Here is a 17,312-nt window from a genome sequence, read left to right on the forward strand (position 1 = left end):
ACGCAGTACCCTATTAGTTACATTATTTAAACACTAAACGACTGGGCAAAGTCCTGGTACTTCTTAAACACGTCCTCGCATAATACGTTCGTTCCATCCCTGGAGGATAGGTATAACTTAATCTTCTCAATAGCCTCAACAGCAGGGCATGACTTAATTATGCCCTTAATCACCTCCCGATCCTTATCACCAACCTTAAGCTTATCTGCAATAATCTCATCAACATACTCATCATGAATAGGTAATACGGGTATTACAGCATCTATGTTCTTCTTAATGAACCCTGGATCTATGAGCCACGGATTATTACTCTCAAATACAATGACCAAGTGCTTAGCCTTGGCTATGTTTAGGAGCTTAAGTATGTGGTTTAAATCCGTGTTAATGACCTCCTCAAGATTTGGTACATGAATTATCGCACTATCAATTATGGAAATACTTGGATCCTTATAATTAATAATCGACACGCCAAGATGCTTAGCCACGTAGTTTATCAACGCAGTCTTACCCGACTTAGGCGGACCCACCACTAATACCGATACTATGTACTTAAGCCCTAGGTTACTCATCATATCCCTTAACCTGATTGATGAATCAATATAATCAATGAGTTTGGATTTCGTATTCATACTTATCAAGTCAACAGGGTCAAGCGCAATAACGACATTGGTACTAATACCCTTACCCTTAACCCTAGGTTTCTCAGTAACTGTCTTACCTTTTGTCTCCTCCTTACGTATCTGCGGCTTAGGCGCCTCTGGGACCTTTTCCTCCTTTACGTCTTTCCTCTCCAACGGTAAATTAGTGACTGTTTCATTGTTCTTATTCACGTTCTCTACCTTAACCTCCTCCTTAATCTGTACTGACACGTTCTCTGCACGCGCTTGAGGGCCGGGGCTTGTCCTATTAGTCACGAACCCTTCAGCCGTTAGAACTGGGTTATTAGAGGACTTGTCGGTGTTGATTACCTCCTTGGCCTCATTAACCTGCTTCAATCGTATCTCCTCAACATACTTACTTTGCCTTTGCTCCCTCCCAATACTCTCTGTAGTGCTGTATTTCACAACCTCAATACCGTATTTCCTCAATTTATTTATGGCATTAACATCACTATTCACTATCAACGCATATAACTTAGTATGCCTATTGTAATCAATTAATTTGAGTAATAGGTCCTTATTAATTTCATTAGGCATTAGTACGAGTAACGACCTCTCATGAGTTCTAATAAACCAGTTAATGTCATTTGACAGGTCATCAATATCACCCTTAACTATGAATCCCTTAGACCTGGTTAATCCAAATAGCACCTTAGCTATTATCTCAACCCTATCCTGAGGTAACGAAGCATATAATGCAATCACCCCAGTCTTAGATAGTGTGTTTATTATGGTGTTTGCGAAATCTACATCATCCTTAGGAAGTTTCTTAGCCCAGTAACTATATTCGGTAATCGTTATTGGATCAACCACCGGTATTACAATTGGTGGGCTCTTCCTCGCACTTAACATTGATTGAATACCTGCCTTAAGTCGGGACTGCGCGATTTCAAGTGCGTAGGTGGCAAGCCCGATAATAACCGCCCCAACAATGACTAGGGGAGTTACGTAGTAATTCCATGTATTGATAATTAATGGAATGTAAAGTATGGATGCCGTAATTAACTGTGGCGTTAGGTTAATGATTGCTTGCGACAAAATCGCATTAGTGTGCCAGGTCATGAGCAACCTTGTTAAGTACCTACTTATTAAGGGCGGTACTACGGTGATGATTATAAGGATGAAATAAAGCGGTGCATTGCTCAATTCATGATACATGGTGAGCAAATTACCTGAATTATCGAATAATAGGGACTCCATCCCATGTATCAGGTCTAGGTTTGTCGCGTGGATGGCCGTTATTGGGATCCACGTAATACCCTGATACGCAGCACCAATTACGTAAAGTAATGTGAGTAGTACGAAAAGGCCTGCCGACCTGACACTATACCCCTTTACAGATGGTGCTATTGAGAGTGGTATTGATAACCAATACAGTGGTGTGAATAGTAGGGCCCATGATGCTATTGCTACGTCATTAATAATGCCAGCCTCGGTTATTAAATAAGCAGCTATAAGTAATGGCATTATCAATAATGATGCATGCCCCAGCGTTGTTATGAAAGTTAGTACTACATACGTTATCAATATAGCTGCTGTTATGCCGTACCTCCTGAGAGCTGACGATGCAATAACTAGGGCTAATAGCATTATAAATATGTAAAGGGGTATTATTGGAAAAACCATGTAGAGTAGTACGGCTATAATGGCGTCAGTTATCGTAGAAATGACGCTCATTATTACGTTCTGTTTCACATAATAAAACCATGAAAAATACTTTATAAACGTTTCTTTCCTAAGTAATTAAAAATAGAATTAAATGAAACTCAGGAGAAACTGAGAGAAACTATGTATCTGCATGTATTGACTTAATAACGTCAATCCATGGATTATCTCGTATAAAATCAGGTAATGAGTCATTATTAAACTGCTCACTACCAGCACTACCAACAACTTTATCCTGCCCTCTCATAGAACTGGAGACACAGCCATCCGCACCTCTTTTCTCAAGCTCCTCAACCTTCTCAATGAGCTTACCAATCAATTCCTTAAGAGATTTCAACTCCTTTATCAACTCACCCGGATAAGCATTATCATATGAATAATCACCCTTGACTGGGGCTCAGGCATTCCTGCAATAATTGATAAACTCACATTAAAGATACCGCCATAACCACCCAATAAGTACGAATTATTACTTATTAAATTATTATTACTTACCTGGGTATCCATTCTACTTACCTGCTTATCATTACTTGCTTGACTTATTACTTGATCCATGTTTTTAGTGAAAGCCCTATACTTAGATATTGCCTTGTATACCGTGTTTACTGATATACCGAGCTTCTGGGCTATTTCCTTAGGCTTCAATCCCTCATTAAAATAAAGCTTAGCAGCCAATTCCTCGGTCTTCGTCAATTTACTCGACATACATTTATTGAGTACTGTCCTCGGCTAAAAATCAGTTTATGCCTCTAAATTAATGAATTATTCAAATCATACTTATTAATATACGGTAACTGGTGGTAAATAATATTAAGGGACCAATTATCCCTGGAACCCAATGAGTGTAAAAGCCACAATAGCTGTTCACGGCGGCGCCGGTAGCCTAGGTTACTTCATCAATGAGGAACATAGGCGAAGGTACTTAAATGGTTTAGTAAATGCCGTGAACGCAGGTCTTGAAGTGGCAAAGAAGGGCAATGCCCTTGACATGGTTGTTGAAGCCGTCACGTCCATGGAACTTGACGGTTCTTACGATGCTGGTAGGGGATCGGTGTTGAATTTGTATGGTGAGGTTGAGCAGGATGCCGGTGTCATGTGGGGTAGAGACTTAAGTGTTGGTGCCGTTGCGTCCGTTAAGCACGTAATAAATACGATAAGGCTTGCCAGGCTTGTGATGGAGAAGACAGATCACGTATTAATAACTGGGGAGGGCGCTGAGGAGCTGGCCAAGCAGTTTGGGCTTTGGGTTCCATCCACGGAGCTAATAAATGAACCTAAAATTAATAGGTATAAGTCTTTGATTAGGAATTTGCGTTCACGGTACGAGAAAAACGTAGACCTCGCTAGGAAATTGGGCTTACTAGGCACCGTTGGTGCGGTGGCGCTTGATAGAGATGGTAACCTAGCTGCTGCAACGTCCACGGGCGGTGTAGTACTTAAATGGCCTGGCAGGGTGGGTGACTCACCAATCCCCGGCGCTGGTTACTGGGCTGAGAATGGCGTATGTGCCGTGTCGGCTACGGGCATTGGGGAGTTCATAATCAGGGCCATGGCGTCATTCAGGGTAGCTACGCTGGTTAAGAGCGGCATCGGAATCAGTGATGCTGTTAGGCAGGTTGTTGATTACGTCACTAAGTTGTTTGGCCCAGGTAATATTGGGTTAATCGCAATTGACAGCTCTGGTAATGTGGCTTCAGCATTCAATACGGAGGTCATGGGTAGGGCATGGGGTAGGGAAGGCATGAATAAGGTGATTGTGGCACACTTTCCAAGTGACCCATTCCCATAAGCCAAACTGCTACAGGAACTTCCTAATAAAATCATTGAGTCTTTCTCCAATCTCCCTCGCCCGCTCTCTAAATACCCAATAATCCCTGGACTTATCGTACACGATCCTACCATTGACAATCACCATATCCACGTCAGAGCCATCTGCGGAATAAACAATGTTAGATAGAAGATTATCACCCTAATTGGTTGAAGCCTTGGACTACCTAAGTCAAGCAATACTAAATCAGCCACACAACCACTGCCTACGCAACCACCATTAAGCCCCAATAGCCTATAGCCGTTTATGGTGGCGGCCTTAAACGCGTGCAGTGCCTTAATACTCACGTCCCAGTACGAGTGCCTCTGGAGTAGTACTGCCATCTTCATCTCCCTAAACATGTCGAGGGAATTATTACTGGCCGGCCCATCAGTGCCCAGCGTCACTATAACACCCATATCCATCAACTCCCTCATTGGAAAGTGACCTGCCGTGGCTAGCTTCATATTCGATGTCGGTGCATGGGTCACCCTGGCATTCACCCTCGCTATTATGCCCAACTCCCAATTAGTGACCCAGCCCAGGTGAATGAGTTGTGACTTACTCGACACCAGGCCAAGCGAGTTTAAGTACTCCACTGGAACATGCCATACCTCCTCTTTGATTCGTAAACCTCATCCCTAGTCTCGGACACGTGGACCTGGATCGGTAGGTCAAGCTCATTACTCAAGTCCCTAGCCCTTAACAGCGTGTCCCTACTGACAGCGTAGATACTGTGGACATTAATCAATGGTCTAACCAATTGTGACTTACCATAAGTACTCACGAAATTCCTTAATTCATTCTCAACGCATGAGGGTTTCCTTAGCGTGTCTATGAATGTAGACCCCAGGGCAGCCCTCAACCCGTACTTCAACGCCACGTCTGCCGTCACGTCAGGATAATGATACATATCGATGAAAGCAGTTGTACCACTCATAATCATTTCAATTATGGATAACTCACTGCCGAGGGCTATCACGTCCCTGGTTAACTCACGCTCAACACTCCACATTTTATTAAGCCATGTCATTAACTCCGCATCATCATAGAATCCCCTCAATAGGGACATTGGCGTATGTGTATGGGCATTAACAAGCCCTGGAATTACCACGTGGCCCGAGCAATCAATTTTCTCAAACCCACCCATGGTTATAGTACCAACGCCCGTTATCAATCCATCACTAATTGCTATGTCCACGTTCCTAAGCACCTTAGGTTCATCGTTAATCCACGTTAACACAAAGTCACAATTTTTAAGTAGATAATCCATGGGCAATTCCTGGTTGTTACGCCTTATCTAAAACCTTTGGTTCCAGGTGTACGGCCTTAATTACGTAAATCCACGAGTATTGATCCAACCTTTTAACCTCACCATCATCAATAACAATCCTATACCTAAATAATGGCGCATCAACAACGAAAGTCTCACCCTCACCACCCTCCAACGCCGGATTAAAGCCATACTTAGCGGCTGATTTTATCAACTCCTCAATATCGCTGAGCATCAATACCCTACCCAATAACCTGGGGCTAATACCATGGTGCTTATTGACGTCAATACGAACCTAAACCCCTGCCTATACAAATCCCTCAGGTAAGTGACCTGATCCTTCCTCCACAGTGGCGAATATACCCTGAGACCAACCTCATGGGCTATTATGTTAATCATCATCCTCTGGTAATCAGACAGTAGGGCTCCAGTCACAATGCCAGTAACGCCAAACCTCCCCTTAACATCGGCAAATGCTCTCCTCAAGTCCTCAAGTTCAACATCCTTAACACCGTTAGTCTCATAAATAACCTGCTCAATATCCAACGCCTCGGCCTGATACCTCGTCCACTCAACGTTTGGATAGTGAAACATCCAGGAGTCAGAGCGATGAGGCTTAAGTGTTAGTAGGCAGACAACGTCAAATCCCTTGAGTACAGCCCAGTGAAGGGCGTACGTGGAGTCCTTACCGCCTGAAAACAATGAACAAACCCTCATTATTAATACACAGTCAATCCACGCCTTAAAACACTAAGGCCATAAATCAGTACAAGTCCTTTAGATAGCATCCTCAAAGATAATATAGAAAGGAAGGAAAGAAAAAAAAGTATTAATCACTTTTACATGGCTATTTTTAACTCTTTTTAAATAAAAGTACTCCCATTATGTTGCTGTTTAACTGCTGGATCACGTAATCGATATGGCTTGTGCTGCCTGTATGTATGGGTTCTTTAGCAGGGCGTTAAAGCCTGGCTGTCGAATGCGCTCGTGTAGTTGGTTAGGCTTGCCGTGAATGATACGTTAAAGTTCGCGATGGCTGGCACGAGTGTTTGGTTGCTGTATGGCTCCAGTATTGTGAAGGAGAGGACTGCTGCGCCTTGGATAGACGTGGCGTAGCCGCTCTCCAGTAGACAGAGGTTGGTGATGCTAATGCTTAGTGTGGCATTCACGAGGTTCCTAGTGGCGTTGGCCGGTAATATACTCTTGAACTGGCTAGTGAGTGGTAAGACAACCGGTTCCTTCGTGGCGAAGCAGTACGTGGTCTGCCCATTCCACGTGCTATTACCAATATACGTCAGATTCTCAATAACCCCGTTCCATAGGTAATTAACATAAGCCGTTACATTACTTAACTCACTCATTGGCGTGCACCCTAGGCAGATGTGTAGCCAGGCGGCACGGTGGTGTTCGTAAACCTCGCCATTGCTGGGGAGACCGCAGCACATAGTGATGTTGTGTTCGTGAACATGGCAAGTCCAATGGGGACTTGCGTGGTGTTCCTTGTGGGGAACAACACCGTGACTGTAGCCGGCCCCGAGATAAGGAGCTTAAGGCCCGTGACGTTCGAGTACGATACCTCAATACCACTTGAGTTAATGACCGCAAACGGCATGGCCATGTAGAACCCACTTGATGTTGCATTTAAAGTGATGCTCACATTCATTGCCATCCACACAGTGTACTGACCCTTGAGTAGGGCCAGTGAGTTGTTTAGAGCCACCTCCTGCGGTGGCGGGGGTGGTGGCGTTGGCTTGCTCGTCGTCACATTAGTCCTCAGCGGCGGAGTTGACTTGGTCACGTGTGGTCTTAGTAGCCCTGGCATTAGAAAACCCGCAAGGGCTGCTACGACTATCACTATCACCACCACGCCTATTATCAGGCCTTTACTCACCATAGCATGAAGCGCGTATGACATGTTATTTATAAACTAATCGTTAAAGATACAGAAAAGATGTGTGAAAAATGTATAAGTTGGAGGTGAGGAATTTTAAGATAAAGATTGTTGTTATGTGGCCGAGGCCATGACCATGATGGTTAAAAACTCTCTAATGCCGCTGGTGTGTCGTCAGCAGGGTCTTGAAAAGTTCTTCGTTAGGAGCTTAATTATGAGGTGAGGATTTCGTAAGCCGTAAATAGTAATGTTTTTAATTCACTGGCTGGCGAGTGACCTGATGAGTGGCGAAGGTGAGGAGTGGCAATTTCCAGAGGATTGGGAATACTCAGGTGGAGTACCAGAGAGACTACTGAAGATTAGGCTAAGTGCCCATACTGCGGTCATGTGTTTGAGGTTGAGATGGGTGAGTCCTGGTACAACATGGCATATCAATAACCTGCCCCAAGTGCGGTAAACAATTCTCAGTAAGCATGTACGGAGAGGTAATCGGTGAGGTTAAGAAGACTGCGAAGAAGTGACATTAAAAATAATAAGTAGCCACGCCTCATAACGTCAATGAACAACGCCAAGTGCATCGAGGACCTACTGAACGCCTTAATGACATTCTACTCGGTAGTTTCCATAGAACATTATATGATACTCCTACTGATAATTAAGTCAAGGAGCACTGAGGGTGTTTATGACCAAATATTAAACGTGGTTAGGGATCACTTGGATAAGGAGAGTAGAATGCTTAACAACTTATTAAGACTAAGAAACTGCCTAAGCGAAGATACGACAACCATAATTAACGACTTCGCCAAGAATGTTCAGGATGGAATTGCGATGATTAATGACCCAGAGTTCATAAGCGTTTATATCAACGATTTCATGTCGGCAGTGAGGACTCTTGCTAGGTATATTTTATCCCATGAGGAGTTATTATCGAAGATTATCAATTCATTGCAGGAATACGTTCGGAAATACATGAATGATTTTACCCAGTATTAAGTCAACACTTAATTACGATAGGAACTGCGCAGGTACGGTCGCCAGGTTCTTCTTGATTGCCTCAATACTCGCCAGGAACTTCTTTCTCTGCTCCTCATTCAGGTTCAACTCAATTATCTTCTCAACACCACTCTTACCAAGCACCACAGGAACCTCTGCAAAGACATCCCTCACGCCGTACTCGCCGTCCAGGTATACCGATGCTTCGAAGACCCTCTTCCTATCCTTCTTTATGGAATCAACCATTAGCGCCAATCCCGCAGCTGGACCCCAGTTACTGCTGAAGCCCCTTAGGTTCGTTATCTCAGCACCTGCCTGGACTGTCTTCTTCACAATCTCATCATACTGCTCCTTTGTTATGAACTCAGTGAGCGGCTTACCATACACGAAGGATGCCTCGGGTACCGGGTACATGTTCTCACCATGTTGCCCAAGGACGACCGGTATTATTGACTCGGGAGCAATACCAATGAGCTGTGATGCGTAGTATGCCATTCTCTGCGAGTCGAGGACGCCGCTGAACCCTATGACCCTATTCCTTGGGAAGCCCAGCTTCTTGTAGAGCACGTAGACCATTGCATCGAGCGGATTTGTCGTGATTATGACTATTGAGTTGGGTGCGTACTTCTTGATCTGCTCAGCTATTGAAGCAACTATTTCGGCATTCTTACCCGCTAACTCTTCCCTGGTCATTCCAGCTTTCTAGCCAAACCCGCCGTGACTATTACCAAGTCGCTACCCTCCATATCCTTATAGTCATTACTGCCCTTGTACCTGACAGACTTACCGAGTATGGCCGCTGCATGGTTAAGGTCCAGGGCCTCTCCCTGAGGCAAGTTCTTTATTACATCTATGAGGACTATCTCATTATCAACTTCGAAGAACATTAGGAAGGCAGCCGTAGTTGCGCCGACACGCCCACTACCTATTATCGTGATCACCCTAACCCACCCATTATTGGCATTACTATTGCATTTTTTAACTTTAATCCATTTCACAATGTATCATTATTAATGCGTATTGCTTAAATTCGTGACTTCAATTTATGATAAGATGCGGCTGATTCATGTATTACTCACATCTTTACATTTAACTATGAAAAAAACCTGACGCCTTCCTCAACCTATTCATAATGGCTAACCCAATACCCCTCTCCTCAATCCCCTCGGCAATCCCCAAGTCCACATTCAACTTGTCAAGATTCCTCAATGAATCGAATAACGATGCGGCTATCGTGTATGGATTCCCCCTATAACCCAGTATTATCACTGGTAATTCATTGATCTCAGGATACTTCATTAATTCATTGGCGGTTTCTTTCGTAATAAGTAACGCAACTCTTAATTTCTTACCTAAATAATCAATAACAGTGTCACGCAATAGCTTAATTAATGAATCATAATCCTCACACTCAACCACTATTAATTTCGTACGTGGCGCATAATGCCTATACTTCATGCCCGGAGCCAGGGCAACATCAGCCTCGCCTAAGCCCTTTGCGAATTCAGGCACCACAATCTCCGTGTTGAATAACTTCCTCAATTCCTCGAGCGTGAATGGGCCGGCCTCAGTAGTACAGGTGGGTTCCTAGTGACATCGACTATTGTTGATTCAACGCCGAAGAACGTGGGCCCAGCATCAAGGAGAATCATATCAACATCGTCATTTGCATAATCCTCGATTACGTGCTCAGCCAGCGTGGGGCTTGGCCTACCTGATTTATTGGCGCTTGGCGCAGCTATTGGCGTGCCAGAGACTTGATTAATTCGAGAGCCACTGGGTGGGCTGGTGACCTAACGGCCACGGTATTACGCCCAGCCGTGACCTCCATAGCACGTCAGGCGATTTTGGTAGTATTAGCGTTAACGGGCCTGGCCACGCCTTCCTAGCCACTGATATCGCTATTTCAGGTATGTCAATGGCAACCCTATCAAGCTCATTAATACCTGAAATATGCACTATAAGCGGGTTATCCGGTGGCCTACCCTTAGCCCTAAAGATATTTAGGCACGCTTCACCGTTGAAGGTATCGGCGCCAAGTCCATAGACGGTCTCCGTGGGGAAAGCCACCAGTGATCCGCGCTTAACGTACTCACTGGCCTCCCTAATTATGGAATAGTCGGGGTTTAACGGATCAACCTTACGCACCTTTAACATCACGCTTACCTAGGCTTAATGCTTATAAAACCATCTACGTAGTTGTCATTTGCCTACGGGTAATTATTATCGTTAAGCTAGATAGGTTTATAAATAAGTCCACGTGACACTGCTGGTGATTAATTATGGCAGTGTCTAATGAGCAAGCAATGAACGCCGCCAATAATGAGGAGAGTGAGGAACCGATATTTAAGACGAACCTACCCAGTGATAAGGTTAAGGAGTTAATAGAGATACTACGTAACGTCTACGACCCTGAGATACCAATAAATGTTTATGATCTAGGTCTCATTTATGAAATAACGATAGACAATGATAAGGTTGTCCACGTAAAAATGACCCTAACGGCAGTAGGCTGCCCATTATCTGAGAGTCTCGGCTATCAAGTTGGCGCAGCTATTCAGCAGGCAATTCCTGATGCTAAGGACATAGAGATTGACGTGGTCTTCGACCCTCCCTGGACACCCCTAAAAATGACTAGGCTTGGCCGTGAAATGTTTAAGGCACTCTACGGTTATGACATTGTGGAGCAGTGGCTAAGGACGCAGAATGAACAAAGTGCTCAAGCTAATGAGGGCGGGCAGGGAACCAGTGGAAGCCAATGATTTAATTTCATTGTCTACTTCTAAAACACGGTGTATGATGGTCCAGCGAGCCTAGCGGTGAAGCTGACAGGCACGTCAACGCTCATTTAGATCTGGATTAAATTAACCTGCAGGTACCAATGACCTGAACCCATGAAGCCCAGCACAATAATGCCAAATCCCTCAATACAATCCTCTAAATGAGACCATAACTCACGAATCGACAAAGCCTAAGCTAAGCCTTGACGTTTGAGACATTCCCCATTCACGGTTATTTTCTTGACCAACCAAGCCCTATCGCTAACCTTGATGGGCTGTATCATTTCGTTGATTATTGTTAGTGGGTCGTAGTCACGGCTAAGCACAATGCACCGCCCCTCTTTAGGCATTCCCTCGCCGCCCTTATTTCGGCCGGTTCATCATCAGCAAGGATGAAGTCTAAGCCCAACTCCCTGAGCCACTTAATCCTCGACTCGGAGATGGCCCTGTGCTTTGGCTTCGAGTAGTCAATTACGAAGATAATGCTCGGCTTTAGGTGGCCGTAGTCAATGGCAAGCCTAACATTGGCGAGGAAGTCCCTCGCTCGTGATTGCATACGTCACGTGGTACCTCGGCTTGAGTAAGTCATTGCTCAATGCCCCAACCTGCCTAACAACCTTAGCATCCTTATTAAGCACATCCATGTGTTTTTGATTGGTCTTAGGGCACGGGTAGTGCCTTATTAATTCGGTTGGGATTTCCGCATTGGTATGTCTGGTGCTCTGGGTTGGCTTGATAAATTCAGCGTGGATTCGCTGAAATCCAACCACTTCTGCACTGGTGTTAAACGCGGTAGGGAGTATCGATGTGGCGGTGAGGCTGATGAGGGTGCGAAGAGCAAGGCCGTTGAGTTGCTTGTTGAGGCCGTTGGGCGAATGCGACGCTGGAGGGTTTGGGACGTGTGGTGGGTTGAGGAGGTAATGGATGAGTGGTTGGAGAAGCGCGATAGGTTGGAGGTGCAATTGCGAGGTAAGTACGTTGATGAGGTCGTCAACGCAATCACGGGACTCGTTAACGAATTCATCAATTACAATGAGGAGTTCCTAAATTACTGGCATGATGATGGCGGTGAAGCCAAGAAGTTAGTTGATGATCTGCTGAATGGTAGGGCCGAGGCCATTATCTGGGAGAGCGAGAAGGGCGTAAGCGTGTATAGAGAGTACATAACGTTGGAGGCGCATAGGACGAGAAATGGCATAGTGGTTCAGCTGGTGCTTAATGACCTTGAGGGCATAACCATTGAGGCGCCGGACATATTTAAGAAAGTGATGAGTGAGAGGGAGTATAGGAAGTTCGTTAATGACGTGCTAGAGGCGCTGAAAGGCGGCTTTGAGGAGGCTGATGGAACTATTGAGGGAGGTAAGGCTGCCATGGGCACGACGCAGATATGGCAAGTCGTTGTTTGGGCGTTGCTTTATCCAGGTGAGAATTACATGCATATAACGACGTTAATGTCAATGAGGGTGGCGTGACGGTGGCTTATTTCTTGAGGTCCAGCCATGACCAGCTTAAGGGCAAAATTCTTAGTGATGCCGAGAAACTTAGCGAGAAAGAGCTCCTAGCCTTCATGTTTACTGCAATACTTGGTGATGGGTGGGCGGGTATTGTGAAGCCTATAATTAATGGCCGTGCCTACGATGAGGCTGTGGTTAAAATCACGATGTCAGATGAGGAGTTTAAGGGGTGGGAGCCGTTGTTGGAGAGGTTGATGAGTATAGGTTTTAACTGGAGGCCGGAACCAGTCAGTGATGGTGTGGTTGACGTGAGATTCTACGGAAGCAACGCCATTGACCTGGCCAGGTCGATGATCAGCGTCTTACCGCCAATTTTGCGCGACATCATGGACGCGTTATCATTCGAGAAGTGGAACAACCTAAGGAGGATTGCAGAGATGGAGATGAAGTTCAGGAGGGGTGAGATGCAGGTAAACGTGGCCGGTTACGGATTCACAGTAAAGGTTCATGATAGTACTATTGTGTTGGAGCATAGGGCTAGGGATGGTGTTGAGACTGATGAAGTTATTAATGCGCTGAAAGCCAATTACGGCGATGAGTTTCACACCTACGTTAATAAGGGCGGTAAATACCTGATCATCGTAATACCCATGTACGTGTTTGAAAGGTATGAAGACATCAAGGCGCAGGTCGTTAAAGTGCTCTGTGAGAAGCTCGAGAAGGTGAAAGACGAGAAAAAGAAACAAACCATAATCAAGCACCTGACGAGACTGACGGCACCCACAGAGGGGGCGGCCGCGGCTTATTTGAATAACTATGAGGGAGATGGTGCTTAGGGGCAATGAACCTGTCGAGGATTACTGGGGAGTTGATTGGCATAGTTATCAACGCACGGCCTGCGTGGGTGCGGTTACGATCATCAACGGAAGGACTCACGAGGGCGTTGATCACCCTGTCACCCGTTTGTGGCAGGGACAGCACGATAACTTCGCGAGTGCCCGTGGCGTAGTCATACTTGAGGTATAGGTCAACGACGACATCAAAGTCATCATTACTCAGGTAAAGGTTTAAAAGGTATATTTAGAATAGAAAATGTGCTAACATCGACAAATAACATTTCGTCGAGAAAAGCAATAACAGAGCAGGTACAGCGAAAACTTAATGAGATTTTGGAATCAAGTGACCTAATAAAATTCGTTGCCCTAGTAACCATGGACGGGTTCACAATAGCTTCTGGAATGAAGGATAATGTCAATATTAACCCAAAGTGGTTGGGCGCGTTGATAGTATCCTCAATAAAGAACCTTGAACTCAACTTAAGAAAGGCGTTGAGTGAGGCGAATTTATCGGAGTTGGTTATATCGCTTGGGCAGGACTTGTTAATCGTGAAGTCTATTGGTAAGTTGGCGTTAATAATGATTGTCGATAAATCACTGGATATGAATGTTATAATGTATGAGATTGAGGAGGGTTTAAACGACTTATCTACTGACTTAGGGCTGGAGAAGAAATGATCCTAATTAATAAATAATTAATTAGAATTATCTGAGTTTTCCTCGGTGGCCATGCTATTTAATGATTCTATTAATGCGGCTGATGTTAGGTTTTCGATTAGTTGTTTCGACTTCTCATAATATGCATTGATTAATTGCAGTAGCTTCTGCTTAACATAGTCTATGGGCTTCGTGTAATAGACATATGTGTAGCCACCATTCTTAGCAAGTACAGGTCTCCTGGCAATCAAACCGAGTTGAACAAGCTTAACTAGGGATCTCTCAATGGTGCTCCTGGACTTATTCATCTCCTTCGCTATCTCCGCCACGGTCATGGGTTCCTTAGCCTTATTCTGCAATAAGTAGTAAATCTCAACCTCAGTTGGTGAGAGTCTCAGGATACACCTGAGGATGTACTTAATATCAACATCCTCAAGGATCTCCTCGGTACTCTTCTCCTTTATACTTATGAGAGACACCACGTTAATCACCAACATCAGTGTCACATAGCCTCTTTATAAATCTTTTTCTCCAACATTTTTCATTATGAACGCATGATTTTTAATAAATTACTTATATGTAATAAGATATTATAGCTCTAAAGTGACACCCATATTTTTTTCTTCTCGCTAGGTTATATATGTAAGTCGCCGCTGCGAGATCCTCGGCCGCAATACCGACAGACTTAAACAACGTAATATCATTATCCCCTGACCTACCCTTTCTCATTCCACCTATTATCTCGCCTATCTCAATTAAATCCTTTTCAGTTATTAACCCATTCTTCATTGGAATTATTATATCGCCGGTCTCATTCATAACCGCTGTACGTGAATCAACGGCTATCACCGATACTTTACGAATGACCTCATCATCGAGTTCCCTAGCATTAACCTCAGGCGCGCCAATCGATACTATGTGCATCCCCCTGTGAAGCCATAAACCGTGAATAACAGGCTCCCTGCTTGTTGTTACAGCTATTGCAACATCAGCCTGCTTAACGGCGTCATAACCCGATTCAACAACTACAACATCAATACCCCTACCCTGAGCCAATTTCGCCAACTCAAGTGCCCTCTCCCTAGTCCTTGAATATATGAAGAGCCTCTTAATGGGGAAAGCCCTGGACAAAACCATTAAGTGATACCTAGCCTGCAACCCAGCACCTATTATTGCCAGGTTATCCATACTCTGTGCCATATACTTAATAGATACTGCAGTCGCAGCCGCGGTCCTCCACGCAGTTAATGCAGTACCATTAATAACTGCTAGTGGCTGACCGGTAACATCGTCCATAAGCACAACAATACCCTGAGTCGTTGGCAAACCACGCGCCTTATTACCCTCTATGACATTGACGATCTTCACAGAAAAACCAGCATTACGCGTACCACAGGGCATGACTCCCCACCAATCACTATCTAGGTAAATAACCGTCCTCTGAGGCATCTTGATCAAGCCAGAACTGTAATCCCTAAAGGCTGCGGCTACGGCATTTATCAACCCCATAACACCCTCAGTATTGTCCAACAACTCATCAACCTCCCTCCCACTTATTATCGTTAACTTCATATTACATTTGAATTATGATGAAAAATTTAAGCATTATTATCTATAGCCATGAATAGAGAAATACCTCCTATGCATTTTGCGACAGATTTATTAATTCTAGTTGTAAGTAAAATAGTGAGTGAGATTATGGAGATTAAATGCATTAATTGCAGGTACTTTAGACTTCATGAGTTACGTGACAACATCGGTATTTGCACGAACAGGGATAGCCCATACTACATGAGACTTGTAATGACTGAGTGGCAATGCCCATTCTTCGTTGAGTTTAATGAGGAGAGTGATGAGGATGAGTTTTATTGGTGCTCAGATTGCAGGACTATGGTACATAGATCATTATTATCACTTCATAGAGGTCATAAATTAGTTAAGGTGCCATACATCGACGAGGAATCTCACCTTGAGACGTATGTAGCCGATTAATTCATTATTTCCTTATAAAAATCAAAATTATATTTTATATATTTAAACAATATCTTCGCACAAAGTCCTCAATAGCCTTAGCTATTATCTTAATATCCTTACCCCTGGGTGTATGTGGCATGCCTCAACCTTTATGAGCTCAATTACATTACCGAGGGATTTAGCCCTCTCGTAATAATCCTCCACTTGCTTTACGTTCACTAGCTCATCGCTGGTGCCGTGTATTAATAAGATCGGCGGTAAGTTAGGCCTTAGGTAATTAATTGGTGATGTCCTCATCAAGAACTCCTCAGTAACCTGCCTACTGTCAATCTTCGCCAACTCCTCATAAGTCCTCCGCCTAATACTGCCAGGCTCACCCGAAAGCAGCCACCTAATCTGTGCCAACCTATCGGTTGGGCCTGATACTGATATGGCGCAGGTGATTTGACTTAGTATTGAAGCGGCGAGTAGTGCAATTGTACCGCCCATTGAATGCCCAGCAATTATGTACTTATCGTTACCTCCTAATAATTCTTTAACTTTGTTGAAACCATCTTCGAAATCCCTATAGGTTGGTGCTACCACATCTAGATTTAATGATCTTAGGGGTCCAATAAGCCAGTTTATTTTTTTTCGGGGCTTGAACCAAAACCATGCAGTGCCAATGCCTTCATTGTTAAGGCATGTGAATTGGATTGGTTATAAAGTTTTGGTACTTATTACCCGCAATATCGGCTACATAGTCACTGGCATGAGCTCAAAAATCCAATGCGATTTTGAGGCATTTGTAAGTATTTATAGCTTAATTTACCGCGGCCGCCCCCTCTGTGGGTGCCAAGCGCCTTAAGATCCTGACTATGTCTTGTCTCTTTTTCTCATCCTTTGTCTTCCCATATTTTCGGCAGAGTACTTGCGTAACCTTAACCCTTAAGTCATTTTGCGACTCGATCACGTACGCTGGTATTACGATGACTTCATATTCATCACTCTCGTGAGTATTGATTTGGCTGATGAACTCATCGCCATAGATACTCTTTAATCTCCTAAGAACCTCCTTAACCTCTTCATTACTTTTAGCCTTATGCCTTAAATCAACTGTATATTTCGTAAAACGTACGGAGAAATTTATGCCGGCCACGATTACTTGTGACTCACCTCTTCTATTTAGTTCTAATGCCGCAATCTCTTTTATCGTTTTCCACTTCTCAAGGTTCATAACGTCCAACAGACCCTGCAGCACCGGCGGTAAGGTATTGAGAATCATTCTAGCTAATTCAACGGCGTAGGAACTATAGAAACATATGTAAGTCACGCTGCCGGATT

19 protein-coding genes and 5 pseudogenes are annotated in these 17,312 nt (G+C 44.2%); 9 read left to right on the plus strand and 15 right to left on the minus strand.

Annotated features, from left to right (window positions below):
• Positions 1–26: 26 nt before the first annotated feature.
• The 3 genes from JCM14467_RS08240 to JCM14467_RS08250 all read right to left on the minus strand — a co-directional run bounded on the left by JCM14467_RS08240 (position 27) and on the right by JCM14467_RS08250 (position 3,029).
• On the minus strand, positions 27–2,354 hold the full coding sequence (locus JCM14467_RS08240) for a hypothetical protein (protein ID WP_252901146.1): 2,328 nt from the start codon (positions 2,352–2,354) through the stop codon (positions 27–29).
• A gap of 91 nt (positions 2,355–2,445) precedes the next feature.
• Complete coding sequence (locus tag JCM14467_RS08245) at positions 2,446–2,673, minus strand: hypothetical protein (protein ID WP_054849774.1); 228 nt, start codon at positions 2,671–2,673, stop codon at positions 2,446–2,448.
• Positions 2,670–3,029 carry a sigma factor-like helix-turn-helix DNA-binding protein gene (locus JCM14467_RS08250; RefSeq protein ID WP_054849775.1) on the minus strand — a complete coding sequence of 120 codons (360 nt, stop codon included), beginning with the start codon at positions 3,027–3,029 and terminating at the stop codon, positions 2,670–2,672. Before JCM14467_RS08250 ends, JCM14467_RS08245 begins: the two co-directional genes overlap by 4 nt.
• 133 nt (positions 3,030–3,162) lie before the next feature.
• On the opposite strand from JCM14467_RS08250, the gene JCM14467_RS08255 reads away from it, so the two are divergent.
• A complete protein-coding gene (locus JCM14467_RS08255) occupies positions 3,163–4,113 on the plus strand; it encodes an isoaspartyl peptidase/L-asparaginase (RefSeq protein ID WP_054849776.1) in 951 nt (316 codons plus the stop codon).
• Between the two features lie 9 nt (positions 4,114–4,122).
• Here the strand turns inward: JCM14467_RS08255 and JCM14467_RS20035 are convergent.
• The 4 genes and pseudogenes from JCM14467_RS20035 to JCM14467_RS08275 form a co-directional block, all read right to left on the minus strand.
• Positions 4,123–5,404: pseudogene (locus JCM14467_RS20035) on the minus strand (amidohydrolase).
• Between the two features lie 16 nt (positions 5,405–5,420).
• A pseudogene (locus JCM14467_RS08265) lies at positions 5,421–6,121 on the minus strand (diphthine--ammonia ligase).
• A gap of 233 nt (positions 6,122–6,354) precedes the next feature.
• Positions 6,355–6,765: a hypothetical protein gene (locus JCM14467_RS08270; protein WP_054849777.1), complete on the minus strand. Its 411-nt coding sequence runs from the start codon at positions 6,763–6,765 to the stop codon at positions 6,355–6,357.
• Positions 6,766–6,776: 11 nt separating this feature from the next.
• Positions 6,777–7,298: a hypothetical protein gene (locus tag JCM14467_RS08275; RefSeq protein ID WP_054849778.1), complete on the minus strand. Its 522-nt coding sequence runs from the start codon at positions 7,296–7,298 to the stop codon at positions 6,777–6,779.
• Between the two features lie 277 nt (positions 7,299–7,575).
• Here JCM14467_RS08275 and JCM14467_RS08280 point away from each other — a divergent pair.
• Positions 7,576–7,816 (plus strand): annotated as a pseudogene (locus JCM14467_RS08280) (hypothetical protein).
• Between the two features lie 37 nt (positions 7,817–7,853).
• Positions 7,854–8,288: a hypothetical protein gene (locus JCM14467_RS08285; protein ID WP_054849779.1), complete on the plus strand. Its 435-nt coding sequence runs from the start codon at positions 7,854–7,856 to the stop codon at positions 8,286–8,288.
• 12 nt (positions 8,289–8,300) lie between these two features.
• Here JCM14467_RS08285 and JCM14467_RS08290 read toward each other — a convergent pair.
• Both JCM14467_RS08290 and JCM14467_RS08295 read right to left on the minus strand, forming a co-directional pair.
• Positions 8,301–9,229: pseudogene (locus JCM14467_RS08290) on the minus strand (malate dehydrogenase).
• Between the two features lie 148 nt (positions 9,230–9,377).
• Positions 9,378–10,445, minus strand: a pseudogene (locus JCM14467_RS08295) (L-threonylcarbamoyladenylate synthase).
• Positions 10,446–10,570: 125 nt separating this feature from the next.
• Here JCM14467_RS08295 and JCM14467_RS08300 point away from each other — a divergent pair.
• Positions 10,571–11,050, plus strand: coding sequence for a metal-sulfur cluster assembly factor (locus JCM14467_RS08300; RefSeq protein WP_252901151.1), 480 nt, complete (start codon positions 10,571–10,573; stop codon positions 11,048–11,050).
• Positions 11,051–11,366: 316 nt separating this feature from the next.
• On the opposite strand, the gene JCM14467_RS08305 is transcribed toward JCM14467_RS08300, so the two are convergent.
• On the minus strand, positions 11,367–11,624 hold the full coding sequence (locus JCM14467_RS08305) for a hypothetical protein (RefSeq protein ID WP_054849781.1): 258 nt from the start codon (positions 11,622–11,624) through the stop codon (positions 11,367–11,369).
• The gene (locus JCM14467_RS19470; RefSeq protein WP_256359233.1) at positions 11,587–11,712 is read right to left on the minus strand and encodes a hypothetical protein; all 126 of its coding nucleotides are present in this window, start codon (positions 11,710–11,712) and stop codon (positions 11,587–11,589) included. The genes JCM14467_RS08305 and JCM14467_RS19470 overlap by 38 nt, the downstream gene beginning before the upstream one ends.
• Positions 11,713–11,778: 66 nt before the next feature.
• Between JCM14467_RS19470 and JCM14467_RS08310 the strand changes: the two genes are divergently transcribed.
• From JCM14467_RS08310 to JCM14467_RS08325, 4 genes are all read left to right on the plus strand, one after another.
• Positions 11,779–12,540, plus strand: coding sequence for a hypothetical protein (locus tag JCM14467_RS08310; protein ID WP_054849782.1), 762 nt, complete (start codon positions 11,779–11,781; stop codon positions 12,538–12,540).
• A gap of 2 nt (positions 12,541–12,542) precedes the next feature.
• Positions 12,543–13,358, plus strand: coding sequence for a hypothetical protein (locus JCM14467_RS08315; RefSeq protein WP_252901152.1), 816 nt, complete (start codon positions 12,543–12,545; stop codon positions 13,356–13,358).
• Positions 13,348–13,548 (plus strand): hypothetical protein, encoded by a 201-nt coding sequence (locus JCM14467_RS08320; RefSeq protein WP_252901153.1) that lies wholly within the window; start codon positions 13,348–13,350, stop codon positions 13,546–13,548. Before JCM14467_RS08315 ends, JCM14467_RS08320 begins: the two co-directional genes overlap by 11 nt.
• Positions 13,549–13,616: 68 nt before the next feature.
• Positions 13,617–14,036, plus strand: a complete 420-nt coding sequence (locus JCM14467_RS08325; RefSeq protein ID WP_252901154.1) for a hypothetical protein — start codon at positions 13,617–13,619, stop codon at positions 14,034–14,036.
• A 17-nt stretch (positions 14,037–14,053) separates the two neighbouring features.
• Here JCM14467_RS08325 and JCM14467_RS08330 read toward each other — a convergent pair whose 3' ends face one another.
• Positions 14,054–14,512 (minus strand): ArsR family transcriptional regulator, encoded by a 459-nt coding sequence (locus JCM14467_RS08330; protein WP_054849786.1) that lies wholly within the window; start codon positions 14,510–14,512, stop codon positions 14,054–14,056.
• 76 nt (positions 14,513–14,588) lie between these two features.
• On the minus strand, positions 14,589–15,587 hold the full coding sequence (locus JCM14467_RS08335) for an ornithine cyclodeaminase family protein (protein ID WP_252901155.1): 999 nt from the start codon (positions 15,585–15,587) through the stop codon (positions 14,589–14,591).
• A gap of 114 nt (positions 15,588–15,701) precedes the next feature.
• On the opposite strand from JCM14467_RS08335, the gene JCM14467_RS08340 reads away from it, so the two are divergent.
• A complete protein-coding gene (locus tag JCM14467_RS08340) occupies positions 15,702–16,007 on the plus strand; it encodes a hypothetical protein (protein ID WP_252901156.1) in 306 nt (101 codons plus the stop codon).
• Positions 16,008–16,091: 84 nt separating this feature from the next.
• Here JCM14467_RS08340 and JCM14467_RS08345 read toward each other — a convergent pair whose 3' ends face one another.
• Entirely contained in the window at positions 16,092–16,574 is a 483-nt protein-coding gene (locus JCM14467_RS08345; RefSeq protein WP_252901157.1) for an alpha/beta hydrolase, read from the minus strand.
• A gap of 217 nt (positions 16,575–16,791) precedes the next feature.
• Positions 16,792–17,301: a hypothetical protein gene (locus JCM14467_RS08350; protein WP_252901158.1), complete on the minus strand. Its 510-nt coding sequence runs from the start codon at positions 17,299–17,301 to the stop codon at positions 16,792–16,794.
• Between the last annotated feature and the right edge of the window lie 11 nt (positions 17,302–17,312).

The sequence above is a fragment of the Vulcanisaeta sp. JCM 14467 genome (genome assembly GCF_001316245.1).
GTDB lineage: Archaea > Thermoproteota > Thermoprotei > Thermoproteales > Thermocladiaceae > Vulcanisaeta.

Excerpts from the sequence above, each read along its gene's own strand:
- JCM14467_RS08250 (WP_054849775.1), bottom strand. The coding sequence starts at position 3,029 with ATGTCGAGTAAATTGACGAAGACCGAGGAATTGGCTGCTAAGCTTTAT.
- JCM14467_RS08255 (WP_054849776.1), top strand. The coding sequence starts at position 3,163 with ATGAGTGTAAAAGCCACAATAGCTGTTCACGGCGGCGCCGGTAGCCTA.
- JCM14467_RS08270 (WP_054849777.1), bottom strand. The coding sequence starts at position 6,765 with ATGAGTGAGTTAAGTAATGTAACGGCTTATGTTAATTACCTATGGAAC.
- JCM14467_RS08275 (WP_054849778.1), bottom strand. The coding sequence starts at position 7,298 with ATGGTGAGTAAAGGCCTGATAATAGGCGTGGTGGTGATAGTGATAGTC.
- JCM14467_RS08285 (WP_054849779.1), top strand. The coding sequence starts at position 7,854 with ATGAACAACGCCAAGTGCATCGAGGACCTACTGAACGCCTTAATGACA.
- JCM14467_RS08300 (WP_252901151.1), top strand. The coding sequence starts at position 10,571 with ATGGCAGTGTCTAATGAGCAAGCAATGAACGCCGCCAATAATGAGGAG.
- JCM14467_RS08305 (WP_054849781.1), bottom strand. The coding sequence starts at position 11,624 with ATGCAATCACGAGCGAGGGACTTCCTCGCCAATGTTAGGCTTGCCATT.
- JCM14467_RS19470 (WP_256359233.1), bottom strand. The coding sequence starts at position 11,712 with ATGGATGTGCTTAATAAGGATGCTAAGGTTGTTAGGCAGGTTGGGGCA.
- JCM14467_RS08310 (WP_054849782.1), top strand. The coding sequence starts at position 11,779 with ATGTCTGGTGCTCTGGGTTGGCTTGATAAATTCAGCGTGGATTCGCTG.
- JCM14467_RS08320 (WP_252901153.1), top strand. The coding sequence starts at position 13,348 with ATGGTGCTTAGGGGCAATGAACCTGTCGAGGATTACTGGGGAGTTGAT.
- JCM14467_RS08330 (WP_054849786.1), bottom strand. The coding sequence starts at position 14,512 with ATGTTGGTGATTAACGTGGTGTCTCTCATAAGTATAAAGGAGAAGAGT.
- JCM14467_RS08335 (WP_252901155.1), bottom strand. The coding sequence starts at position 15,587 with ATGAAGTTAACGATAATAAGTGGGAGGGAGGTTGATGAGTTGTTGGAC.